This is a genomic window from Amycolatopsis sp. cmx-4-83 (assembly GCF_046548815.1).
Taxonomy (GTDB): Bacteria; Actinomycetota; Actinomycetes; order Mycobacteriales; family Pseudonocardiaceae; genus Amycolatopsis; species Amycolatopsis pretoriensis_A.
Genome location: NZ_JAEBEF010000016.1, coordinates 18817 through 37711, shown reverse-complemented (window position 1 = coordinate 37711; position 18895 = coordinate 18817). Strand labels below are relative to the sequence as shown.

13 protein-coding genes are annotated in these 18895 nt (G+C 70.5%); 2 read left to right on the top strand and 11 right to left on the bottom strand.

Annotated elements, in window-relative coordinates; genetic code table 11:
• Positions 1–166: 166 nt before the first annotated feature.
• Entirely contained in the window at positions 167–2140 is a 1974-nt protein-coding gene (locus tag ACLJQM_RS39865) for a hypothetical protein (protein WP_360782070.1), read from the top strand.
• A gap of 2 nt (positions 2141–2142) precedes the next feature.
• The gene (locus ACLJQM_RS39860) at positions 2143–3684 is read left to right on the top strand and encodes a hypothetical protein (protein ID WP_410635499.1); all 1542 of its coding nucleotides are present in this window, start codon (positions 2143–2145) and stop codon (positions 3682–3684) included.
• Positions 3685–3688: 4 nt separating this feature from the next.
• Here ACLJQM_RS39860 and ACLJQM_RS39855 read toward each other — a convergent pair whose 3' ends face one another.
• The 11 genes from ACLJQM_RS39855 to ACLJQM_RS39805 all read right to left on the bottom strand — a co-directional run bounded on the left by ACLJQM_RS39855 (position 3689) and on the right by ACLJQM_RS39805 (position 18761).
• The gene (locus ACLJQM_RS39855) at positions 3689–3934 is read right to left on the bottom strand and encodes a hypothetical protein (RefSeq protein ID WP_410635498.1); all 246 of its coding nucleotides are present in this window, start codon (positions 3932–3934) and stop codon (positions 3689–3691) included.
• 140 nt (positions 3935–4074) lie between these two features.
• Positions 4075–5925, bottom strand: coding sequence for an OmpL47-type beta-barrel domain-containing protein (locus ACLJQM_RS39850; RefSeq protein ID WP_410635497.1), 1851 nt, complete (start codon positions 5923–5925; stop codon positions 4075–4077).
• 82 nt (positions 5926–6007) lie between these two features.
• Positions 6008–9970 carry a ThuA domain-containing protein gene (locus tag ACLJQM_RS39845; RefSeq protein WP_410635496.1) on the bottom strand — a complete coding sequence of 1321 codons (3963 nt, stop codon included), beginning with the start codon at positions 9968–9970 and terminating at the stop codon, positions 6008–6010.
• The gene (locus ACLJQM_RS39840) at positions 9967–10944 is read right to left on the bottom strand and encodes a multicopper oxidase domain-containing protein (protein ID WP_247022835.1); all 978 of its coding nucleotides are present in this window, start codon (positions 10942–10944) and stop codon (positions 9967–9969) included. The genes ACLJQM_RS39845 and ACLJQM_RS39840 overlap by 4 nt, the downstream gene beginning before the upstream one ends.
• A 19-nt stretch (positions 10945–10963) precedes the next feature.
• Positions 10964–11818, bottom strand: a complete 855-nt coding sequence (locus tag ACLJQM_RS39835) for a TIM barrel protein (protein ID WP_410635495.1) — start codon at positions 11816–11818, stop codon at positions 10964–10966.
• 9 nt (positions 11819–11827) lie between these two features.
• Positions 11828–12832, bottom strand: coding sequence for a sugar phosphate isomerase/epimerase family protein (locus tag ACLJQM_RS39830; RefSeq protein ID WP_410635493.1), 1005 nt, complete (start codon positions 12830–12832; stop codon positions 11828–11830).
• The gene (locus ACLJQM_RS39825; protein ID WP_360782058.1) at positions 12829–13977 is read right to left on the bottom strand and encodes a Gfo/Idh/MocA family protein; all 1149 of its coding nucleotides are present in this window, start codon (positions 13975–13977) and stop codon (positions 12829–12831) included. Before ACLJQM_RS39825 ends, ACLJQM_RS39830 begins: the two co-directional genes overlap by 4 nt.
• A gap of 32 nt (positions 13978–14009) precedes the next feature.
• A complete protein-coding gene (locus ACLJQM_RS39820; RefSeq protein WP_247022831.1) occupies positions 14010–15065 on the bottom strand; it encodes a substrate-binding domain-containing protein in 1056 nt (351 codons plus the stop codon).
• Positions 15066–15085: 20 nt separating this feature from the next.
• On the bottom strand, positions 15086–16084 hold the full coding sequence (locus ACLJQM_RS39815; protein WP_360782054.1) for an ABC transporter permease: 999 nt from the start codon (positions 16082–16084) through the stop codon (positions 15086–15088).
• Positions 16081–17580 carry a sugar ABC transporter ATP-binding protein gene (locus ACLJQM_RS39810; protein ID WP_410635492.1) on the bottom strand — a complete coding sequence of 500 codons (1500 nt, stop codon included), beginning with the start codon at positions 17578–17580 and terminating at the stop codon, positions 16081–16083. The genes ACLJQM_RS39815 and ACLJQM_RS39810 overlap by 4 nt, the downstream gene beginning before the upstream one ends.
• Positions 17577–18761, bottom strand: coding sequence for an ROK family transcriptional regulator (locus tag ACLJQM_RS39805; RefSeq protein ID WP_360782050.1), 1185 nt, complete (start codon positions 18759–18761; stop codon positions 17577–17579). The genes ACLJQM_RS39810 and ACLJQM_RS39805 overlap by 4 nt, the downstream gene beginning before the upstream one ends.
• Between the last annotated feature and the right edge of the window lie 134 nt (positions 18762–18895).

Here is an 18895-nt window from a genome sequence, read left to right as displayed (position 1 = left end):
GAACCACCAACGCCGCCAATGAGTCATTCGCGGCACACGGAAGTTGCCGCCCGCCGCCCCGCCCGGGCACACCCCGCACGCCTTGAATGAGTCATTCAGGTCGTCGGAGGTCCTGAATGACTCATTCTGCTCGTATCCAGACCCCTCACCTCATACTCTCAGTGGTGTGGACGGCATCGACAGTCTCCGGCACGCCATCGAAACCATCCCCATCCCCGGCGCCCCGCCCCGGCTGTCGCGGCAGGGGGCCGCCGTCGGGCTCGCGCTCCTCGACACCTCGCTGCGGCTCAACCACGTGCGGCGGCTGACCGAACGGCTGACCGTCGTCGAGCACGGGACCGCGCGGCGCAGCACCGAAGTCGACGTCAGCCTCAAGCTCCTCGACGAAGGACAACGCCAGGCCACCGCGCAGCTGCAGGACCTCATCGGCCAGGAACACGGCGAGCGGGCCGCCTCCCGTCCGGCGCGGCAGCGGTCGCTGTGGGTGCCGCTGGCCCGGCTGCCGCGCCGGGACGTCTCCCCCATCGACGTCTTCGACAGCTCCGGCCAGAAACTGCCGCGGCTCACCCAGCACGAGGCGTCGCGGCTGGTCGCCGCCGGGCTCTACCGGTTGCTGCGCGGGATCCTCGGCAGCGACGAGAACGCGCAGACCGCCAAGCACGAGCTGAACACTTTCCTCTTCCAGGTGCACGAACCGCGCTGGCTCATCCAGCAGGCGCTGCTGACGCTGCTCACCGAGCGGAACCACCCCGAGGAGGAGTTCGCGCTGGCCACGACCGGCGGCACCGTGCCCGGCTACGGGCGGCAGTGCCGGGAGCTCGCGCTCGGCATCCTCGACGGCTGTGCCGAGCTGCTGGTCGAATACGCGTACCTGCTCAACGTCGCCGTCCGGGACTACATGCTCGTGGTGGCCCTCGACGACTCCGTCGAAGAACACCGGCTCAGCTACGAAACGCCGCTGCACGTCGACGCGCGGCAGCCCGTCGCGAAAGAGCAGTGGCGACGGCTGGCGGCGAGCCGGCGCGGCTACGTCGTGAGCTACCAGACGATGATCCCGGCGACGCTCAAGTCCTACCACCTGGTGGCCCGGACCGCGCCGCAAGCCGAGATCTCGCGGATGTACCTGTCCACCGACGCCGATCAGCACCAGGTCGAAGGCCTCGCCGCGGACCTCGGGTCCCTGGCCGAACGGCAGGACGCCGCGCCGCTGCAGGAGGCCGACGGTGCCCGGCACAAGATCCTGGAGCTGCAGGCGCAGACCGTGCTTCGCCGCCTCGCCGACCTGCTGCGCCGCCGCAAGTGGGAGGCCGGCCAGTCCGGCGTCGAGCTTTCCCCGCGCAGCCTGCCCGCCAGCCACCGGCTCGCCGCCGCGGCCACCACGGGTGAAGCGGTGCGGACGGGCACCAACGAGCTGGACAACTCGCTGCGGCGGCACCCGGAGTTCACCGCCGCGAACCTGCGCGAGGCCGCGCGCGAGCTGACCGACCGCGAGTTCGGGCAGGACCTCGTGCTGGTCAACGGCATCTCCGACAACGAGGCACGCGCGTACTGGCGTCGTTCCGGCGGCCGCGACTCGCGCGGCGACCACGTCCGCGTGCGCGCGACGCTCGTGCTCAAGGACTCCACGAAGTCCGGTCCGCTCAACGTGACGTTCTACGCGCTCGCCGTCGCGACGGTGTCGTTCGTGCTCGGCTGGCTGCTGGTCGGCAGCCCGTGGCCGTACGGCCGCGAAGCCACCGAAGCGCTCGGGCACATCGGCGACGGCCAGTCCGTGATCACCATGCTGCTGTTGTTGCCCGGTTTCCTCTACAGCCGGCTGTCGCTGCCGCCGCGCCGCACCGTGCTCGGCTACCTCGGAACGCTGCCGCAGGCGCTGGTCCAGCTGAGCATCGCGGCCATCGCCGGGTTCGCCGCGACCGTCGCGACGCAGAGCCGGGGCGAAGTCGTGCAGGTGGCGCTGACCGTCGCGGTGGCGCTGCCCGTCATCGCCGCGCTCGTGCTGTTCGGGCAGGCGTCCTGGCGCGAATCGGCGATCCCGCTCTCGCGCATCGGCGCACCGCGGTGGGCGGGGACCGGGGCGTGGGACCGCCGTCAACCGCTGGAAGCCGACGTCCGGTTCGACTCTTCGGGGGGATGGTGAGGATGCGCGGCCAACGGGTCTCCGTGCGCAACGTCGCCGACCTGGCGCGCGCGGGCTTCGAAATCACGCGGCAGCCGGTGACCAAAGTGGACTTCGAGGTGCACCACGCGATGGCTCGGCACGGCTACCTGCGCGAGCTGGTGACCGCGGACGCCGGCGACGCCGTGTTCCTGGAGACGCTGTGCTCGGCCACGAACGGCGCCGGCGTCGTGATCGGTACCCGTACCCGCAAACCCCTCGACGGCACCGAAGTCGTCGAGCACGTCGACGGCCGCCGGCCGGCGGAACCCCCGCAGCAGAACGACGGCGGCTGGGTCTTCCACCAGACGACGTCGCCGAACCCGACGTTCATCTACGAGTCCGAGCAGACCTTCGAGGGCCTGATCGCGATCGACCCGGCGGCGCGCGAGGTCTGCGAGTGGCACGGCCTGGCCGTGCGGGACCTGGTGAAGGAGATCTCCGACGCGGCGGCCGCGTTCATCGACGCGCCGCTGTTGTCGCTGCAGTGCCCGGCGCAGCTGCCGCTGGTCGTGAAGACCCGCAACCACGACCTGCGCACGCGCAAGGAGGTCGCGTCGCCGTGCGCGTCGCTGGCGGTGCGGTTCGCGATCGCGTTGCGGGACGTGTCCGCGGCCGCGCGGTTCGAGCTGGCCGACCGGTTCCGCGAGCTGTGCGAGAAGCACGGCTACAGCTTCTGGCTCGCCGACACGCGGCCCGGCCACCGGCAGGGCAACTGGTTCGAGGTCTACCACGCCGACGGCGAGTTTTCCCCGCTGTACAAGGGCGACCTCCGCTCCCGCCAGCGCGTCGGCGCGTGCCTCCCGGTGACCTTCGTCGGCCCGGCCCGCATCGGCTCGACGCACGCGATCGTCTCGTTCCTGCAGCGCTACCCGCAGGTGGGGGTGGCCGGCTGCGCGGGCACGACGCTGTCCGACGTGGCGTTCGTCCACCTGCAGCTGTCGATCCACGGCGTGGCGGCGGACCGGCTGAACCGCATCCTGGCTAAGCTGCTCGCCGAGTCCTCGACCCCGGCCCGCCCGCACAAGCTGCTGCGCGAGCTGTTCAAGCGCCTCGGCCTGCCCCCGGACCCGGGCGGCCCGGCGGAGACCACGGCGGACCCGACGGCCGACTACCAGACGTTCGCCGGCCCGGCGTTCGCCTACCGCCCGTTCCAGATGCCGGACTGCCTGGCGGTCTGGGTCTCGTGGGAGATCGCCCGCCAGCACCGCGGCCTGGCCGCTCCCCTGGACTGCCTGTACCGCGCCCTGAGCCAGGTCGCCTCGGCGGGCGACCTGGCCACGGTCGAGTACCTCATCTGCCGCGCGACGGAGCAGTCGGTGATCCGCGGCAAGGCGAAGCTCGCGATCCCGAAGTCGGTCCTGCGCCAGTTCGCCTCAGGTGGCAACGAGCTGCCGGCGTCGAAGCTGTGCGCGATGGTCGAGGAGGCGTGGAAGGCCCAGGTGGACCGGTCCGGGGTGGACGGGGTGAGCGAGCTGACGGTCGCGTGGCGTGAGTCCTGGCTCGGCCACTGGACCTACTCCTGACGCTTCAGCGCACCGCTCCGGCGTAGAGGACGAAGCCGAGACCGATCAGGAGCAGCGGGATGATCACCAGAGCCCAGGTGAGCAGCCGCTTCAGCTTGTAGACGGCGATCAACGTCTCGTACTTGATCTGCAGGTCGGCTTCGTCGGCGTCGTCCGCCTGGAGGATCCGCCCCACCACCTGGTCCACCTCGGTGCCGGCCCGCACCTCGTGCGCGGCCATGATGCCGAGCTGCGCGAGTGTTTCAGCCATCGTGGAGACCTCCTGCGGTTTCGCTGCTACTCGCAGGTCGTCCGCGGCAGGACGGCTGTTACTCCTGACCCGCCCGCGGTCGTGAGTGGGAACAGTGTTCTAACCCTGTTTCCCACTCACGACCCGCTGCGGCAGGGCACCTACAGGCGCTTCTTCACCTCCGGCTTCGCGTGGGGCTCGGCACCGGTGCCAGTTCCGGTGCTCGTCGCCGGAGCGCCGCCGATGTCCGACTCGATCGCCGCCGTCACTATCCGGTTGCGGTCACCCGACGACAGCACCCCGTTGCCCACCAGCTCCTGCGTCACCGCCTTCACGTGCTTCACGAAGCGGTCGTGCGACGCGTACTCCGCGGTCTCGTCGATGACGTCGTTGATCGTGCAGCCGTTGCCCGTGTCGATGTTCTCCACCTGGCTGTCGACGCCGCCGATCACCACCGTGTCGCGGGTGTCCGAGTTCGGGCACGCGTCCGGTGGGGGCGGGGCCGCGACCACCGTGAACGTCCCCGACACCTCCGCCGAAGTGTTCCCCGCGACGTCCGTGGCCCGGGAACGCACCGTGTGCGCGCCCAGGGCGGGCACGACCACCGGGGCCGCGTACCGCGTCCACGCGCCACTGTCCAGTTTGTACTCGACAGAGTCCACACCGGACTCCGCGTCGGAAGAAAGAACCGTGACCGTCGCCGAACCCACGTAGTTCCAGCCGCCGTCCTGCTTTCCGGTGACCTGCAGCGAAACCACAGGTGCCGTGGTGTCCCCGCCCGCGACCACCACGAACGACACCGAACCCTCGGGAGACGCGTTCCCGGCGACGTCCCGGGCGCGGTAGCCCACCGTGTGCGCACCTGCCGCGGTCACCGGAACCGGTGCACTGTAGGCGGTCCACGCCCCACCGTCCACCTTGTACTCCACCGCGCCGACGCCGGAACCGGTGTCCGAAGCCGTCACCGTGACCGTCGCCTTGCCGACGTAGTTGCCGTCCACGTCCTGGGTACCCGACACCGAAGCCGAGACCACCGGTGCGGTCGTGTCCCGCTTGACCACCGTGAAGTGGGACATGCCCTCCGGGGACGTGTTCCCGGCGGCGTCGGTCGCGCGGAAGTGGACCATGTGCTCGCCCGCCCCGGTCACCGCGATCGGCGCCGTGTAGCGGGTCCAAGCTCCGCCGTCCAGCTGGTACTCCACCGAAGCGACCGCGGAATCCGCGTCGGTCGCCGTCAAGGAAACCGTGGCGACGTCGAGGTAGCTGCCCGCGGGATCGCGGTCACCCGAGAGGGACGCGGTCACCGTCGGCGGTGTGGTGTCGCCCTGTCCCTCGACGATCGTGAAGTGCGCCATGCCCTCTTCGGACGCGTTCCCGGCGACGTCGGTCGCCCGGTAGTGCAGCATGTGCATGCCCACCGCGGACACCACCACCGGCGCCGAGTACGCGGTCCACGTGCCGCCGTCGAGCTGGTACTCGACGGAGGCCACCCCGGATCCCGCGTCGGTCGCCGAAAGCGAGACCGTGGCCGACTCGATGTAGTTGCCGGACGGGTCGCGGTCACCGGCCACGGCGGCCGTCACGACCGGCGGGGTGGTGTCGCCCGTGCCGTCGGAGACGACGAACTCCCCCACCATCGACGTGTGGCCCGGGATCGTGCAGAAGTACCGGTACTTGCCCGGCGTCAGCGTCACGGTCGCTTCGTGCCGCCCGTTCTGCGGGTCGAACGGGTTGGCCAGGATGTTGAGCGAGACGTCGTGGTTGTAACCCGGCGTCGAGGTGTCGAACGTCAGCGTGTGCGACATCCCGGTCGTGTTGCCGGTGGCTTCGCTGTTCTCGAAGACGATGGTGGTCTCGCCGGGCAGCGCGCCGGTGGGCGCGGACGCGTATTCGGTGGTGCTGTTGTTCCCGGTCCAGGTCAGCGTCTGGACCGGCGCCGCCACCGCGGGGGTGGCCAGCCCGAGCACGGCCAGCAACCCGGCCAGCAGCACTGTGATCAGTCGTGGGGACATCGCCGGAAGACCCTTCCTGAAGGGGTCGTGAGTGGGAAACGGTGTTTGGAACACTGTTTCCCACTCACGACCCGCGGCGGAGCTACAGCTGCCGCACCCGGATGTTGCGGAACTCGATCAGGTCGTTGTCGCTGTGGTTCTGCAATCCGATGAACCCGCTGACGAACTGCCGCAGGTCGGTCGGCGGGTCACCCGCGCGCGACGACTGCTGGCCCGGCGTGTTGTCGAACTCGTTGATCACCACGCCGTTGCGGATCATCGTGTAGTGCTGCCCGACGACCTTGATCTCGTACTCGTTCCACGTGCCCTTCGGCCGGGCGCCCGCCTGGTCGAGCGGGCGCGGGTCGAAGTTGTAGACCGACCCGGTCTTCTGCGGCTCACCGGAGTCGCCGTCGTAGATCTGGATCTCGTGACCGCAGTAGATCGCGACCCACGCCTGCGAGTCCCGCGCCGACCCGACCGTGCCGCAGCTGCCCGGCGGCCGCTGGGCCGGCGGTGTCCGCGGATCCGGGAACCGGACGAACACGCCGCTGTTGGCCCGGAAGCCGTCCGGGGCGATGTCCTTGAACTGCACCTTCACCGAGAAGTCGCCGAACTGGCGCTGGGCGTACCAGAGCATGCCCAGCCCACCGGCCGAGCGGATCGACCCGTCGGGTTGCAGCGTGAACTGACCCGATGGTGCCTGTTCCCAGCCGCGCAGCGACGCCGCCGTGCCGTCGAACAGCGCGTCGTAGCCCGTCGTGCCCGGTTTCCCGATCGGCGACGCCTCGGCCGCCGCGTTCAGCTCGGCCACCTCGGCGTCGTTCAGCACCCCGAGGTCCGACAGCGTCCCGGTGGCCTGCTCGACGTGGTTGACGAACGCCGCGTGCGTGCTCCACGTGCTCTCGTCGTCGATGAAGTCGTCGACCGTGCAGCCACCGCCGGCGTTGCGGTTCACCACCTTCGTGATGCTGTCGCCCAAGGTCACCACCGGGCTCGGATCGGCCACCACGCAGCCGACGTTCACCGACGTCCGGGTGGTCACCGCCTCGCCGTTCGCGTAGGTCACGGTGAGCTTGGCGGTGAAGAGGCCGGTGCGCGGGTAGGTGTGCCGCGGGTCGGCCTGGGTGGACACCGAGCCGTCACCGAACTCCCAGCGGTAGGACACCCCGCCGGACTTCGAGCCGGTGAACGCCGCCGTCAGCGCCTTGTTCTGCACCATCGTCGACGTCGCCGCGGGCGCCGGGGTCGGCGCGCCACCCGTGTAGCTGATCTTCAGCAGCTTCTGGTTGGCGTCGAGCGAGAAGAACCCGTTGCCGTAGTCCAGGACGTACAGCGCGCCGTCCGGCCCGAACTTGGCGTCCATCCAGCTCTGCACCCGGGTGTCCCCCGCGCCGCCGGGGATGATCTGCCGGAACGTCTCGGCGAACACCGGCGGCTGGTGCGTCGGCACGCCCGCCGGGTCGACGGTCACCGCGACCCGGTTCTGCGCGTTCGACTCGTCGCCGATGAACCACTTGTTGTCCCAGTACGCCGGCCACGCCACACCACTGTTCGTGTTGACCAGCGAGCGGTGGTACGTCGGCCCGGACATGACCGCCTGGCCGCCGCCCCGCAGGTACGGCTGGGTGTAGGTGGCGTCCGCCGCGACGTACGTCGGGATCGAGGACCCCGGCCGCTTCGGGAAGACCGGGCCGCCGCCGTCGGGCGAGTACCAGATCATGTTGTCCTTGATCGGCGGCAGGTTCACCAGGCCCGTGTTGCGCGGCGAGGTGTTGACCGGGTTGTCGCAGTCGTACCAGCCGGTCAGCTCGGCCGCGTTGGTGCTGCTGCGGTCGCGGTAGGGCTGCCGGTTGCCCATGCAGTACGGCCAGCCGTGGTTGCCCGCCTCGGTGATGATGGTCGCCGTCTCGTACTTCGCCGGGCCCAGTTCAGGGCTCGGCGAAGACGCGTCCGGACCGACCCAGCCCGCGGTCATCCAGTTGTGCACCGGGTCGATCTGCAGCCGCGAGATGTTGCGGACGCCCATCACGTAGATCTCCGGGCGCGTCTTGTCCGCCGGCCCGTTCGGGAACAGGTTGCCCTGCGGGATCGTGTACGTCCCGTTCGCCTCCGGGTGGATGCGCAGGATCTTGCCGTCCAGGTCGTTCGTGTTGCCCGCGGTGCGGCGCGCGTCCTGGAACGAGATCCCCTTGTAGTCGAGCGTCCAGTTGTTGCCCGAGTACCCGTTCGAGCCGCCCGAGGAGTTGTTGTCCCCGGACCCGATGTAGAGGTTGCCGTCCTTGTCGAACGCCATCCCGCCACCGGCGTGGCAGCAGCTGTGGATCTGGACGTCCCAGGACAGCATGTCCTTGCGGGTGGCCTGGTCGAGCGTCTGCGCGGTCAGGTTGTAGGTGAACCGCGAGACCGTGCGCTTGCCGATCCGCTTGTCGCGGTCGATCGACTCGTGCGGCATCCAGTAGGCGTACATGTAGCCGTTCTCGGCGAACTTCGGGTCCAGCGTCAGCCCGAGCAGGCCCTCTTCGTTCTTGACGAGCTCGTCACCGCTGCCCCGGTTGCCCATCACGCGCAACGTCGTGAGCAGCTTGGGCTTCTTGCTGACCGGGTCCCACTGGTGGATCGTGCCGCAGCCGAGGCCGACGTTCGGGTCGTCCCAGCTCACGACCGGCCCGGTCGGGCAGGCCGCCTTGCCGATGTAGAACACCTTGCCGTCCGGGGCGATGGTGAGCCCGTGCGGCTCGCCGATCTGGTCGAGCTGCCCGGCGGCGTTCTTGCCGGTCAGCTTCTCGACCTTGTAGTTCGCGGCGATCCCGGCCTGGCAGTCGCCGCGCACCATGCCGGTGGTCCAGCGCAACGCGCCGAGCAGGTGGCTGCGGAACTTGTCCTCGCCGTAGGACGCCTCGGTGCGGCCCATGCCGGTGTAGAACGAGCGCCCGCCGTCGTAGTCGCGGCACCAGGAGACCGGGTGGAACGCGCCGTTCGCGCCGACGCCCGGGTTGTAGCCCTTCTCCTCCACCTGCGCGACCGTGTGGACGGTGCCGACCGGGTTGGTCTCCCAGTTGAGCCACCGGTCGGTGCGCGTCCAGTTCTGCGGCAGCCCGGCGGTGGCCGGGTGCTGCGCGTCGAGGACGTCGACGACCGCTTGCTGCGGCGCCGGTTCGGGCGGCGGCGGGGTCGTCGAGGTGTCCTTGAACAGCTTGAGGTCGGCTAGCTGGATCAGCGGCTCACCCGAGTTCGCGGTGATGTTCAGCCGGTAGTTCGGGTACACCGTCGTGTTGGCGAAGGTGAACGTCCGGGTCTGGAACCGGTCGGTGAACACCTCGTTGGTGCGCGTGTCCAGGTCGACCCAGGTGCTGCCGTCCGCCGAACCCTGCAGGGTCCAGTTCTTCGGGTCGCGGCCGGGGAAGTCATTGGCCGACACCAGCGAGTAGCTGCTGACCGCGACCGGGGTGGCCATCTTGTAGGCGGCCCAGCCGGTCGTGGCGAAGGTCAGCCACTTGGTGTTTTCGTTGTTGTCAGCCAGTTTCTCCTTGGTCTCGTTCGGCGGGTTGTCCGCGCTCGCGGTCACCGACGCCACCGCTTCGGGCGTCGGGCGGGCGCCGACCGGGCGCGCGCCGATCAAGCCGGTGAACCACTGGGACGAGTCCTGCGCGCGGGCGGCGTCGGAGATGCCGAGGAACCCGCCGCCGGCCTTCATGTACGCCTGCAGCGCGGCTTCCTGCTCACGCGCGAGCGTCACGCCCTGCGCGGACAGGTACACGACACCGCGGTAGCGGGCCAGGTTCGCCGTGCTGAACACGGCCGGATCCGACGACGCCGTCACGGTGATGCCGTTGTCCGAGCCCAGCCGCGCGATCGCGTCCGCCGCGCGCAGCACGGGGTCCTTCTGGTCCGCGGCGGCGCCGTGGAAGACCAGCACGTTGACCGGCACGTTCACCGCGGCGGGCGCGGCCTGCGCGACCGGCATCGTGATCAGCGGGGCCCCGGCCGCCAGGACCGAGCCGATGGCGAGCACGAGCGCCCCGCGCCTTCCGAACCATCGTCTTTTCATAGCTCCCGTCCTCATGCGTGTGTCCGGCCGTCGGGGTTCATGTCGTGCCCGGCGTGGCCGTGCTCCTTGAACCGGTCGATCGCTTCCTGCGCGCCGTCGGGCAGGCTGCCGTCGGCGTTGCGGACCAGGAACAGGCCCACCATCCCGCCGTCGGAGTGGGTCTGGACGTGGCAGTGGTACATCCACGCCCCCGGGCCGACGCCTTCACCGGCGATCACCTGGAAGCCGAAGGAACTGCCGGGGTCGAGGTTCTTGTTGTCGACGATGGCAGCGTTGTCAGCGGCGCCGCTGAGCATCCCGGTGCGGGTGTCGGCCCAGCGGTGCGCGTGCAGGTGGAACGTGTGCGGCAGACTGCCGTACCCGATGCAGACCCACTCGACGCGCTCGCCGAGCCGGGCCTCGAGGATCGGCGTGTCGGGTGCCATCTTGTGGTTGATCATCATTTCGTTGAACACGACGGTGTACTGCTTGCTGGGCAGCAGATCGCCGCGCTTGCGCACGATCAGCCCGCCGTAGAGCCCGCGCGCGAGGCCCGCGGTGCCGTGGTCGGTGCCCATCGCGTGGTCGTGGTAGTGCCAGTAGCCGGCGTTGCCCGGCATCCAGAACCCGCCGCCGGCGTCGTACCGGGCCCGCGTCTTCCAGGTGTAGGTCCGCGTCTCGCCCGGCTTGTTGAACGACGCGTTGAGCGGGGCGCCGTCGGACCCGGTGTCGTAGTTGACGCCGTGCGGGTGGATCGAGAGCCGCTGGTCGGTCCGGTTGACCAGTTCGATCTCGAGGGTGTCGCCCTCGTAGATCTCCAGCAGCGGCCCGGGGATGGTGGCCTTGCCCGGCTCGAGGCCGTAGCCGTAGAGGCCGCCGGGCAGGGCTTCGGCGTAGAGGGTGATCTGGCGGTTCAAGCCCGCCGCGTAGGCCGAATCGGCCATCCCGACCGCGGGCACGAGGACGCCCGCGGCGGTTCCGGCCAGCATCGACCGACGTGACACTCGCATGCGAAATTCCCCCGGGGTCTCAGAAGCGCACGGTGCGGAGGTACTCGAACCCGACCTTGGCGGTGCTCAGCGGGTCGGCCGGCTGGTCGTGCTCGACGATGTATTCGCCGATGGTGTGGCAGGACGCGGCGAAGATGCGCGGGAAGTTGATGACGCCGGCGCCCGGGTCGACCATCTGCCCGTCCGCGGTCCGGTCCTTGACGTGGTACTGCGTCACGCGCGGGTAGTTGCGCCGGAACAGCTCGACCGGGTCCGCGCCGCCGTTCACCGCCCAGAAGAGGTCGATCTCCAGGTGCACGAGCCGCTTGTCCGTCTTCGCGGTGAGCACGTCGTAGGGCACGACGCCGCCGATCGGGGCGAACTCGTGGTCGTGGTTGTGGTAACCGAGCGCGAGCCCGGCCTTCTTGAAGGCGGCCGCGGCGGTGTTCATGCGGCCCGCGAAGGCTTCCCACTCGGCGATGGTGCCGAAGTTCGCGTACGGCACGACGGCGGAGCGGTTGCCGAGGATCTTCGCGTCGGCGATGGTCTGGTTCAGGTCGCCGTCGATGCCCACGTGCGTCGAGGACGCCTTGAGGTGGCACCGGTCGAGGATGGCGCGGAACTCGGTGGCGCTGCGGCCGTACGTCCCGGCCAGCTCGACCTTCCGGTAGCCGATGTCGGCCAGCGCGGAGAGCGTGCCTTCCGGGTCGTTCTGCAGCAGCGACCGCAGGGAGTAGAGCTGGATGCTGATCTTGTCGAGCGGGACGCGCCGGCGGGCTGGGGAGGCGTCCGCGGTGCCGGGTGACGCGATGGCCGCCGCACCCACCGTGAGGGCCGCCGTCGCCACGTTCAGGAATGTCCGTCGGGAGTGCTGCTCAGCTTCATGACCGCACATGGAACTCCCTCATCTCTGGTTGCTGAAAGCCGCGTCGAAAGCCGCCGACGGCTGGTCGAACAGGTGCTCGCGCAGGTACTTCACCGCCTCCGCCGCGCCCCGGAGCCGGTCCATCCCGGCGTCTTCCCACTCCACCGAGATCGGGCCGGTGTAGCCGATCGAGTTGAGCGCCCGGAAGCAGTCCTCCCACGGGACGTCGCCGTGGCCGACGGACACGAAGTCCCAGCCGCGGCGCGGGTCGGCCCAGGCCAGGTGCGAGCCGAGCCGGCCGTTGCGGCCGTCGAAGCGCTTTCTCGTGTCCTTGCAGTCCACGTGGTAGATCCGGTCGGCGAAGTCGAGGATGAACCCGACCGGGTCGAGGTCCTGCCAGACGAAGTGCGACGGGTCCCAGTTCAGCCCGAACGCCGGCCGGTGGCCGACGGCCTCGAGCGCGCGCTTGGTCGTCCAGTAGTCGTAGGCGATCTCGGACGGGTGGACCTCGTGCGCGAACCGGACGCCGACCTCGTCGAAGACGTCGAGGATCGGGTGCCAGCGACGGGCGAAGTCCGCGTAACCGTCATCGATGTCATCGCGCGTGACCGGCGGGAACATCGCCACGTACTTCCAGATCTTCGACCCGGTGAAGCCGATGACGGTGTCCACGCCGAGCTTCGCCGCCGCCCGCGCGGTGTCGGCCATTTCGGCCGCCGCCCGCTGCCTGACACCCTCCGGCTCGCCGTCGCCCCAGATCCGGGACGGCAGGATCGCGCGGTGCCGGGCGTCGATCGGGTCGTCGCAGACGGCCTGGCCGACGAGGTGGTTCGAAATCGCCCACACCTTGAGCCCGTGCTCGGCCAGCAAAGCCAGCCGCGCCGGCACGTAGTCCTCTTCGGACAGTGCGCGGTCCACTTCGAAGTGGTCGCCCGAGCAAGCGATTTCCAGGCCGTCGTACCCCCACTCGGCGGCGAGCTTGCAGACCTCGGTGAACGGCAGGTCGGCCCACTGGCCGGTGAACAGCGTGACCGGACGGCTCATTTCCGCTCCTCCACCGCGGTCCAGGCCGCATCGGCCGCCGCGCTCTTCTCGACGGCGTCGAGCACCCGCTGGACGCGCAGGCCGTCGTCGAAGCTCGGCGCCGGATCGGTGCCCGCGCCGATGGCGTCCAGCAGGTCGGCGACCTCGTGCGTGAACGTGTGCTCGTAGCCGAGCAGGTGCCCCGGCGGCCACCACGCGCCGACGTACGGGTGCTGCGGCTCGGTGACGAGGATCCGCCGGAACCCGGCTTCGGTGCCGCTGCCCTCGTACCACTGGAGCTCGTTCATCGCCTCGAAGTCGAACGCCAGGCTCGCCTTCGACCCGTTGATCTCCAGCCGCATCGCGTTCTTGCGGCCCAGCGCGAACCGGGTCGCCTCGAAGGTCGCCACCGCTCCCCCGGCCAGCCGCGCCAGGAACAACGCCGTGTCGTCGACCGTCACGTCGTCCGTGCCGCCGTTCTCGGCCGGCCGCTGCTGCACGAAGGTGTTCGTCAGCGCCGAGACACCGGTGATCAGGTCGCCGGTGACGAACTGGGCCGCGTCCACGATGTGCGCGCCCAGGTCGCCGAGCGCACCCGAACCGGCACTCTCGCGCCGCAGCCGCCAGGTCATCGGCGCTTCCGGATCGGAAAGCCAGTCCTGCAGGTACACCGACCGCACGTGCCGGATCTCCCCGAGCGCCCCGCTCGCGACCAGCTTCCTGGCGTGCGCGAGCGCGGGCACCCGGCGGTAGTTGAACGCGACCATCGCCCGCACCCCGCGGTCCCGGGCCTTCCGGGCCGCCGCCGCCATCGCTTCGGCCTCGGCGACCGAGTTGGCGAGGGGTTTCTCGCACAGCACGTGCTTCCCGGCTTCCAGCGCGGCGATCGCGATCTCCGCGTGGCTGTCCCCCGGCGTGCAAACGTCGACCAGGCCGACGTCGTCCCGGGCGACCAGCTTCCGCCAGTCCGTCTCGACGTCCTCCCAGCCGAACTTTTCCGCGGCGGCCTTGGCCCGGGCCTCGTCCCGGCCGCCGAGGACGGCGAGTCTCGGCACCAGCGGTGGATCGAAGAACCGGTGGACGCTGCGCCAGGCGTGCGAATGCACCGCACCCATGAACGCGTGGCCGACCATGCCGATCCCGATGGTTTCCCGTCCCGGGCTCATACCCCTCCTTTGGTTCAGCTGGAAAGTCCGCGTCAGGAGTCGAAGCCGACGTCCAGGTACTGGTCGACGTTCTCCTTGGTGACGACCGCCGAGTACGTCTTGATCTCGGCCGGGATGTCGTGCTCGGCCAGGTCGCCGATCCCCTTGGCCTGCCCGAGCAGCCGGGCCAGCGCCACCGCGGTCGAGGCCATCGACGGGCTGTAGAGCACGGTCGCCTTGATCGGCGACGAGTCGGCCTTGATCAGGTTCATCATGTTCTTCGAGCCGGCGCCGCCGACCATGATGAACTCCTTGCGGCCCGCGGTGTCGATCGCGGCGTTGACGCCGATGCCCTGGTCGTCGTCGTGGTTCCACAGCGCGTCCAGCTTGGGCGCACCCTGGAGCAGGTTCGCGGTCTGCTGCTCGCCGGACTCCGACGTGAACTGCGCCGAAACCCGCGGGCCGACCTTGAACCCGCTGCGCCCCAGCGCGTCCGCGAAGCCCTTGCTGCGTTCCTGGGTCAGCGGCAGCGAGTCGATGCCCGCGACCTCGCCGATGACCGGGTTCGCGACGTTCTTCTTCTTGAGCTCCGCGGCGATGTAGTTGCCCGCGTTGACGCCCATCCGGTAGTTGTCGCCGCCGATCCACGTCCGGTACGCCAGCGGCGTGTCGAAGATGCGGTCCAGGTTGATCACCGGGATGCCGGCGTCCATCGCCTGCTGCCCGACCGACGTGAGCGCCTTGCCGTCGAAGGGCAAGATCACCAGGACGTCGACCTTCGCGTTGATCAGCGTCTCCACCTGGGAGATCTGCTGGTTGACGTCGTTGGTGCCCTCGGTGGCGTTGAACTTCACCTCGCTGAACTTCTGCGCCTGCGCCTTGGCGTTCTTGGTGATCGCCGCGATCCAGCCGTGGTCGGCGGCCGGCGCGGAGAAGCCGATGGTGACCGGCTTGCCGGGCTGGGCGTTGGTGCCCGCGTTGGCGACCGGCGCGTTGGACTCCGAGTTCGCGGGCGTGTTCGACGTGCAGCCGGCCAGCAGCGCGCCGGCGCCGACGGCGGCCCCGCCCAGCAGGAATCCCCGGCGGCCGAGGAAGGGTTGTTCGGTCATGACGGCCTCCAAAGGTGGTACTACGGACCGGTCCTGGCTTTCCTGGCCCGGAACTGCAAGAGCACGGCGAGCACGATGATCACGCCTTTGGCGATGTTCTGGATGTCGGTGTCCAGGTTGTTGAGCGTGAAGATGTTCGACAGCACCGTGAAGATCAGCACGCCGATCAGGGTGCCGATCAGCGAACCGCGGCCGCCGGTCAGCAGCGTGCCGCCGATGACCACCGCCGCGATCGCGTCGAGTTCGTAGAACATGCCGTTGGTCGACGCCCCCGCCGTCGTCCGCGCGACGACCATGAGCGCGGCGATCCCGCAGCACAGCCCGGCCACGCCGTAGACGAGCGCGAGGTGGCGCTTGACGTTGATCCCGGCCAGCCGCGACGCCTCCGCGTTGCCGCCCACCGCGTACGTCCGGCGCCCGAACGTGGTGCGGTTGAGCACGACCCAGCCGACCGCGAACACCAGCGCGAACAGCCAGATCAGCGTCGGGATGCCGAGGAAGCTGCCCCGGAAGAAGGCGAGGAAGCCCTGGTCGGCGACAACCTGGGTGCGCCGGCCGCTGATCCGCTCGGCGAGCCCGCGCGCCGAGACGTACATCGCGAGCGTCGCGATGAACGGCACGACCTTGCCGTAGGCGACGAGCACGCCGTTGACCAGCCCGCAGCCGAGGCCGACGGCGAGCCCGCAGACCACCATCACGAAGGGCCCGTAGGACTGCGTCGCCAGCGTCGTCAGCCAGACGCCGGCCAGGCCGACCATCGAGCCGACGGACAGGTCGATGCCGCCGCTGATGATGACGAACGTCATCCCGACGCTGACCACGCCGATCGCGGCGGCCAGCCGCAGGATCGTCGAGATGTTGCTTTCGGTGAAGAACAACTCGGGCCGGGTGAACTGGCCGACCAGGCACAGCACGACGAGCACGCCGGCCAGGCCGAGCAGCCGCGGGTCGGCGGAGAAGGTGAACCGCCGCCGCTGCGCGGGAAGCGCTTCCTGTGGTGGTGCTTGGGTTTCGGTCATGCCGCGCTGCCTTCCAGGATCACGTCGAGCACCTCGGCCTCGGTCAGCCCGCCGGAGGGCCGGTCGGCGAGGACGCGGCCCTCGCGCAGCACCAGCACCCGGTCGGACAGCCCGAGCACCTCGGGGATTTCGCTGGACACCAGCACGATCGCCACGCCGGTCGCGGCCAGCTCGTCGATCAGCCGGTACAGCTCGGCGCGGGCGCCGACGTCGACGCCGCGCGTCGGCTCGTCGAGCAGCAGCACCCGGCACCCGCGGACCAGCCACCGCGCGAGCACGGCCTTCTGCTGGTTGCCGCCCGAGAGCGTGCGGACGATCCGCCGGGGATCGGCGGGCCGCAGGTCGAGGCGCCGCAGGCTCGCGCCGGCGTCGTCCAGTTCCCGGGCCCGCTCGGTGAAGCCGAGCTTCGCGTAGCGGCCGAGGCTGGCCAGGGTCACGTTGTGCACCACCGGCAGGTCCAGGAGCAGGCCCTGGCTCTTGCGCTCCTCCGGCGCGAGGCCGATGCCGGCCTTGACGGCGTTGAGCACGCTGCCGGGCCGCAGCGGTTTCCCCTGCACGGCCACGGTCCCGCGGTCGGCCTTGCGCGCGCCGAAGATCGTCTCCAGCAGCTCGCTGCGTCCGGAGCCGACCAGCCCGGCGATGCCGACGACCTCGCCGGCGTGCACGGTGAAGCTGACGTCCTCGAACTCGCCGGTCCGGGCCAGGTTCGCGACTTCGAGCACCGGCGTGATCTTGGCGTGCCCCTCGTGACGCGGGCCGAAGACGGTCTCGACCTTGCGCCCGGCCATCAGCGCGACCAGGTCGGCGGTCGGCGTCGTGCGGGCGTCGAGTCCGGTGCCGACGGTCCGGCCGTCCTTGAGCACGGTCACCCGGTGCCCGATCCGGCGCAGTTCCTCGAGCCGGTGCGAGATGTAGACGACCGCGACGCCGTCGGCGGTCAGCTCGCCGACGATGCGGAAGAGGTTGTCGACCTCCTCACCGGCCAGCGCGGCGGTGGGTTCGTCCATCACGAGCAGCCGGGCGTCGTGGGCCAGCGCGCGGGCCATCGACACCAGCTGCTGCCCGGCGGCGGAGAGCTTGCCGACCTCGGTCGACGGGCGGATGCCGGGGTGGCCGAGCCGGGCCATCAGCCGGGCGGCCTCGTCGCGGGCCTGCGAGATGCGCGTGAACCCGAAGCGGGCGCGTTCGTGGCCGAGGAAGATGTTGTCCGCTACCGAAAGCCCGGGCACCAGGTCGAGTTCCTGGTACATGGTGGCGATGCCCAGGCGCAGGGCGTCGACCGGGGAGCCGAGCGAGACGGGTTCGCCCTGCCAGGTGATCTCCCCCGTGTCGGGCTGGTGCGCGCCGGCGAGGACCTTGATGAGCGTCGACTTGCCGGCGCCGTTCTGCCCGAGCAGGCAGTGCACTTCGCCCGGCTCGACGTCGAGGTCGACGCCGTCGAGCGCGCGGACGCCGGGGAAGCTCTTCACGATCCCGCGGACCGAAAGCAGACTCATACCGTGGCCTCCTCGACGAGCGTCGGGTTCGCGAACAGCCGCTCGGCCGCCAGGTGGGCGGCTCCGCGCAGCGGGGCCTTCAGGCCGAGCCGCGACGGCACGACCCGGGCGTGGCCGAGCGGCCGGGCGGCGAGCTCGACGCGGACCGGTTCGACCAGCCACTCGCCGAGTTCGGCGAAGTAGCCGCCGAGCACGACGACGTCCGGGTCGAGCACGTCGACCACAGTGGACAGTGCGACGCCGAGCGCGACGCCGAGTTCGTGCACCGCCGTGACCGCGCGCTGGTCGCCTCGCCGGATGCGGTGGGCGAGCAGGCCGACCCGCCCTTCGACGCCGAGGGCGGGGTCGTGCAGCGGATCGCCGGGCGGGGCCGCGGCTCTCACGACCGCGGCCAGGTTCGCTTTCGTTTCCAGGCAGCCGGTCCGGCCGCACACGCAGCGTTCACCGGACGGGTCGACGGCGATGTGCCCGACCTCGCCCGCGAAGCCCCGCGCACCGCGCAGGATGGCGCCGCCGGAGACGAGCCCGCCGCCGACGGTCGTCCCGCCGCTGAGGTAGAACAGCTCCGCGGGCCCCTCGACCGATTCGGCGAGCGCGCCGAGGTTGGCATCGTTGTCGACGGCGATGGCCTCGGCCGGGACGGCCAGCCGCGCCGCCATCAGGCCGGCGATTTCGGCGTCCCGCCAGCGCAGCGCCGGTGCGAGTCTGAGCACGGCGGCGGCCGAGTCGACCAGCCCGGGCACCGCGATCGCCACCCCGACCGGCGGCCCGGGCAGCACCCGGTGGGCGAGGTGGGCGAGTTCGTCCATGCCTCTCTGCAGGCCGAGCGCGGCGACGTCGACGGTTTCGGCCCGTTCGGCCAGCACCCGGCCGGTGAGGTCGGTGACCACCGCCGACAGCCGGTCGGCCTCGATGCCCAGCGCCAGCGCGTAGGCGTCTTCGCCGTGCAGCTCGACCAGCCGGCTCGGCCGCCCGTTGCCGGGGAGGACCCCGGCGGGCCGGACCAGCCCGCGCCCGGCGAGGTCGGTGAGCAGCCCGGGTACCGCCGACTTCGCGATCCCGCACCGGGCGGCCAGCTGGGTCCGCGAGAGCGGCCCGGTCCGCAGCGCGCGCAGGACCGCGGCCAGGTTCGCGGTCCGGGGGCTCGCCGGATCGGCTCGCCTCGTCCCGGTGACGGCCACGGTGCCCCCAACTTGTGCTGCGCCCTGAACGGACTTTGTCTCTCAGGCAGCGAAAGTAGGGTGGCGCGCATCACTCGTCAAGGTGAGATGGGCGCCCTGTGCCCGGTTTTCACCCGGATAGACGTGCGAAACCG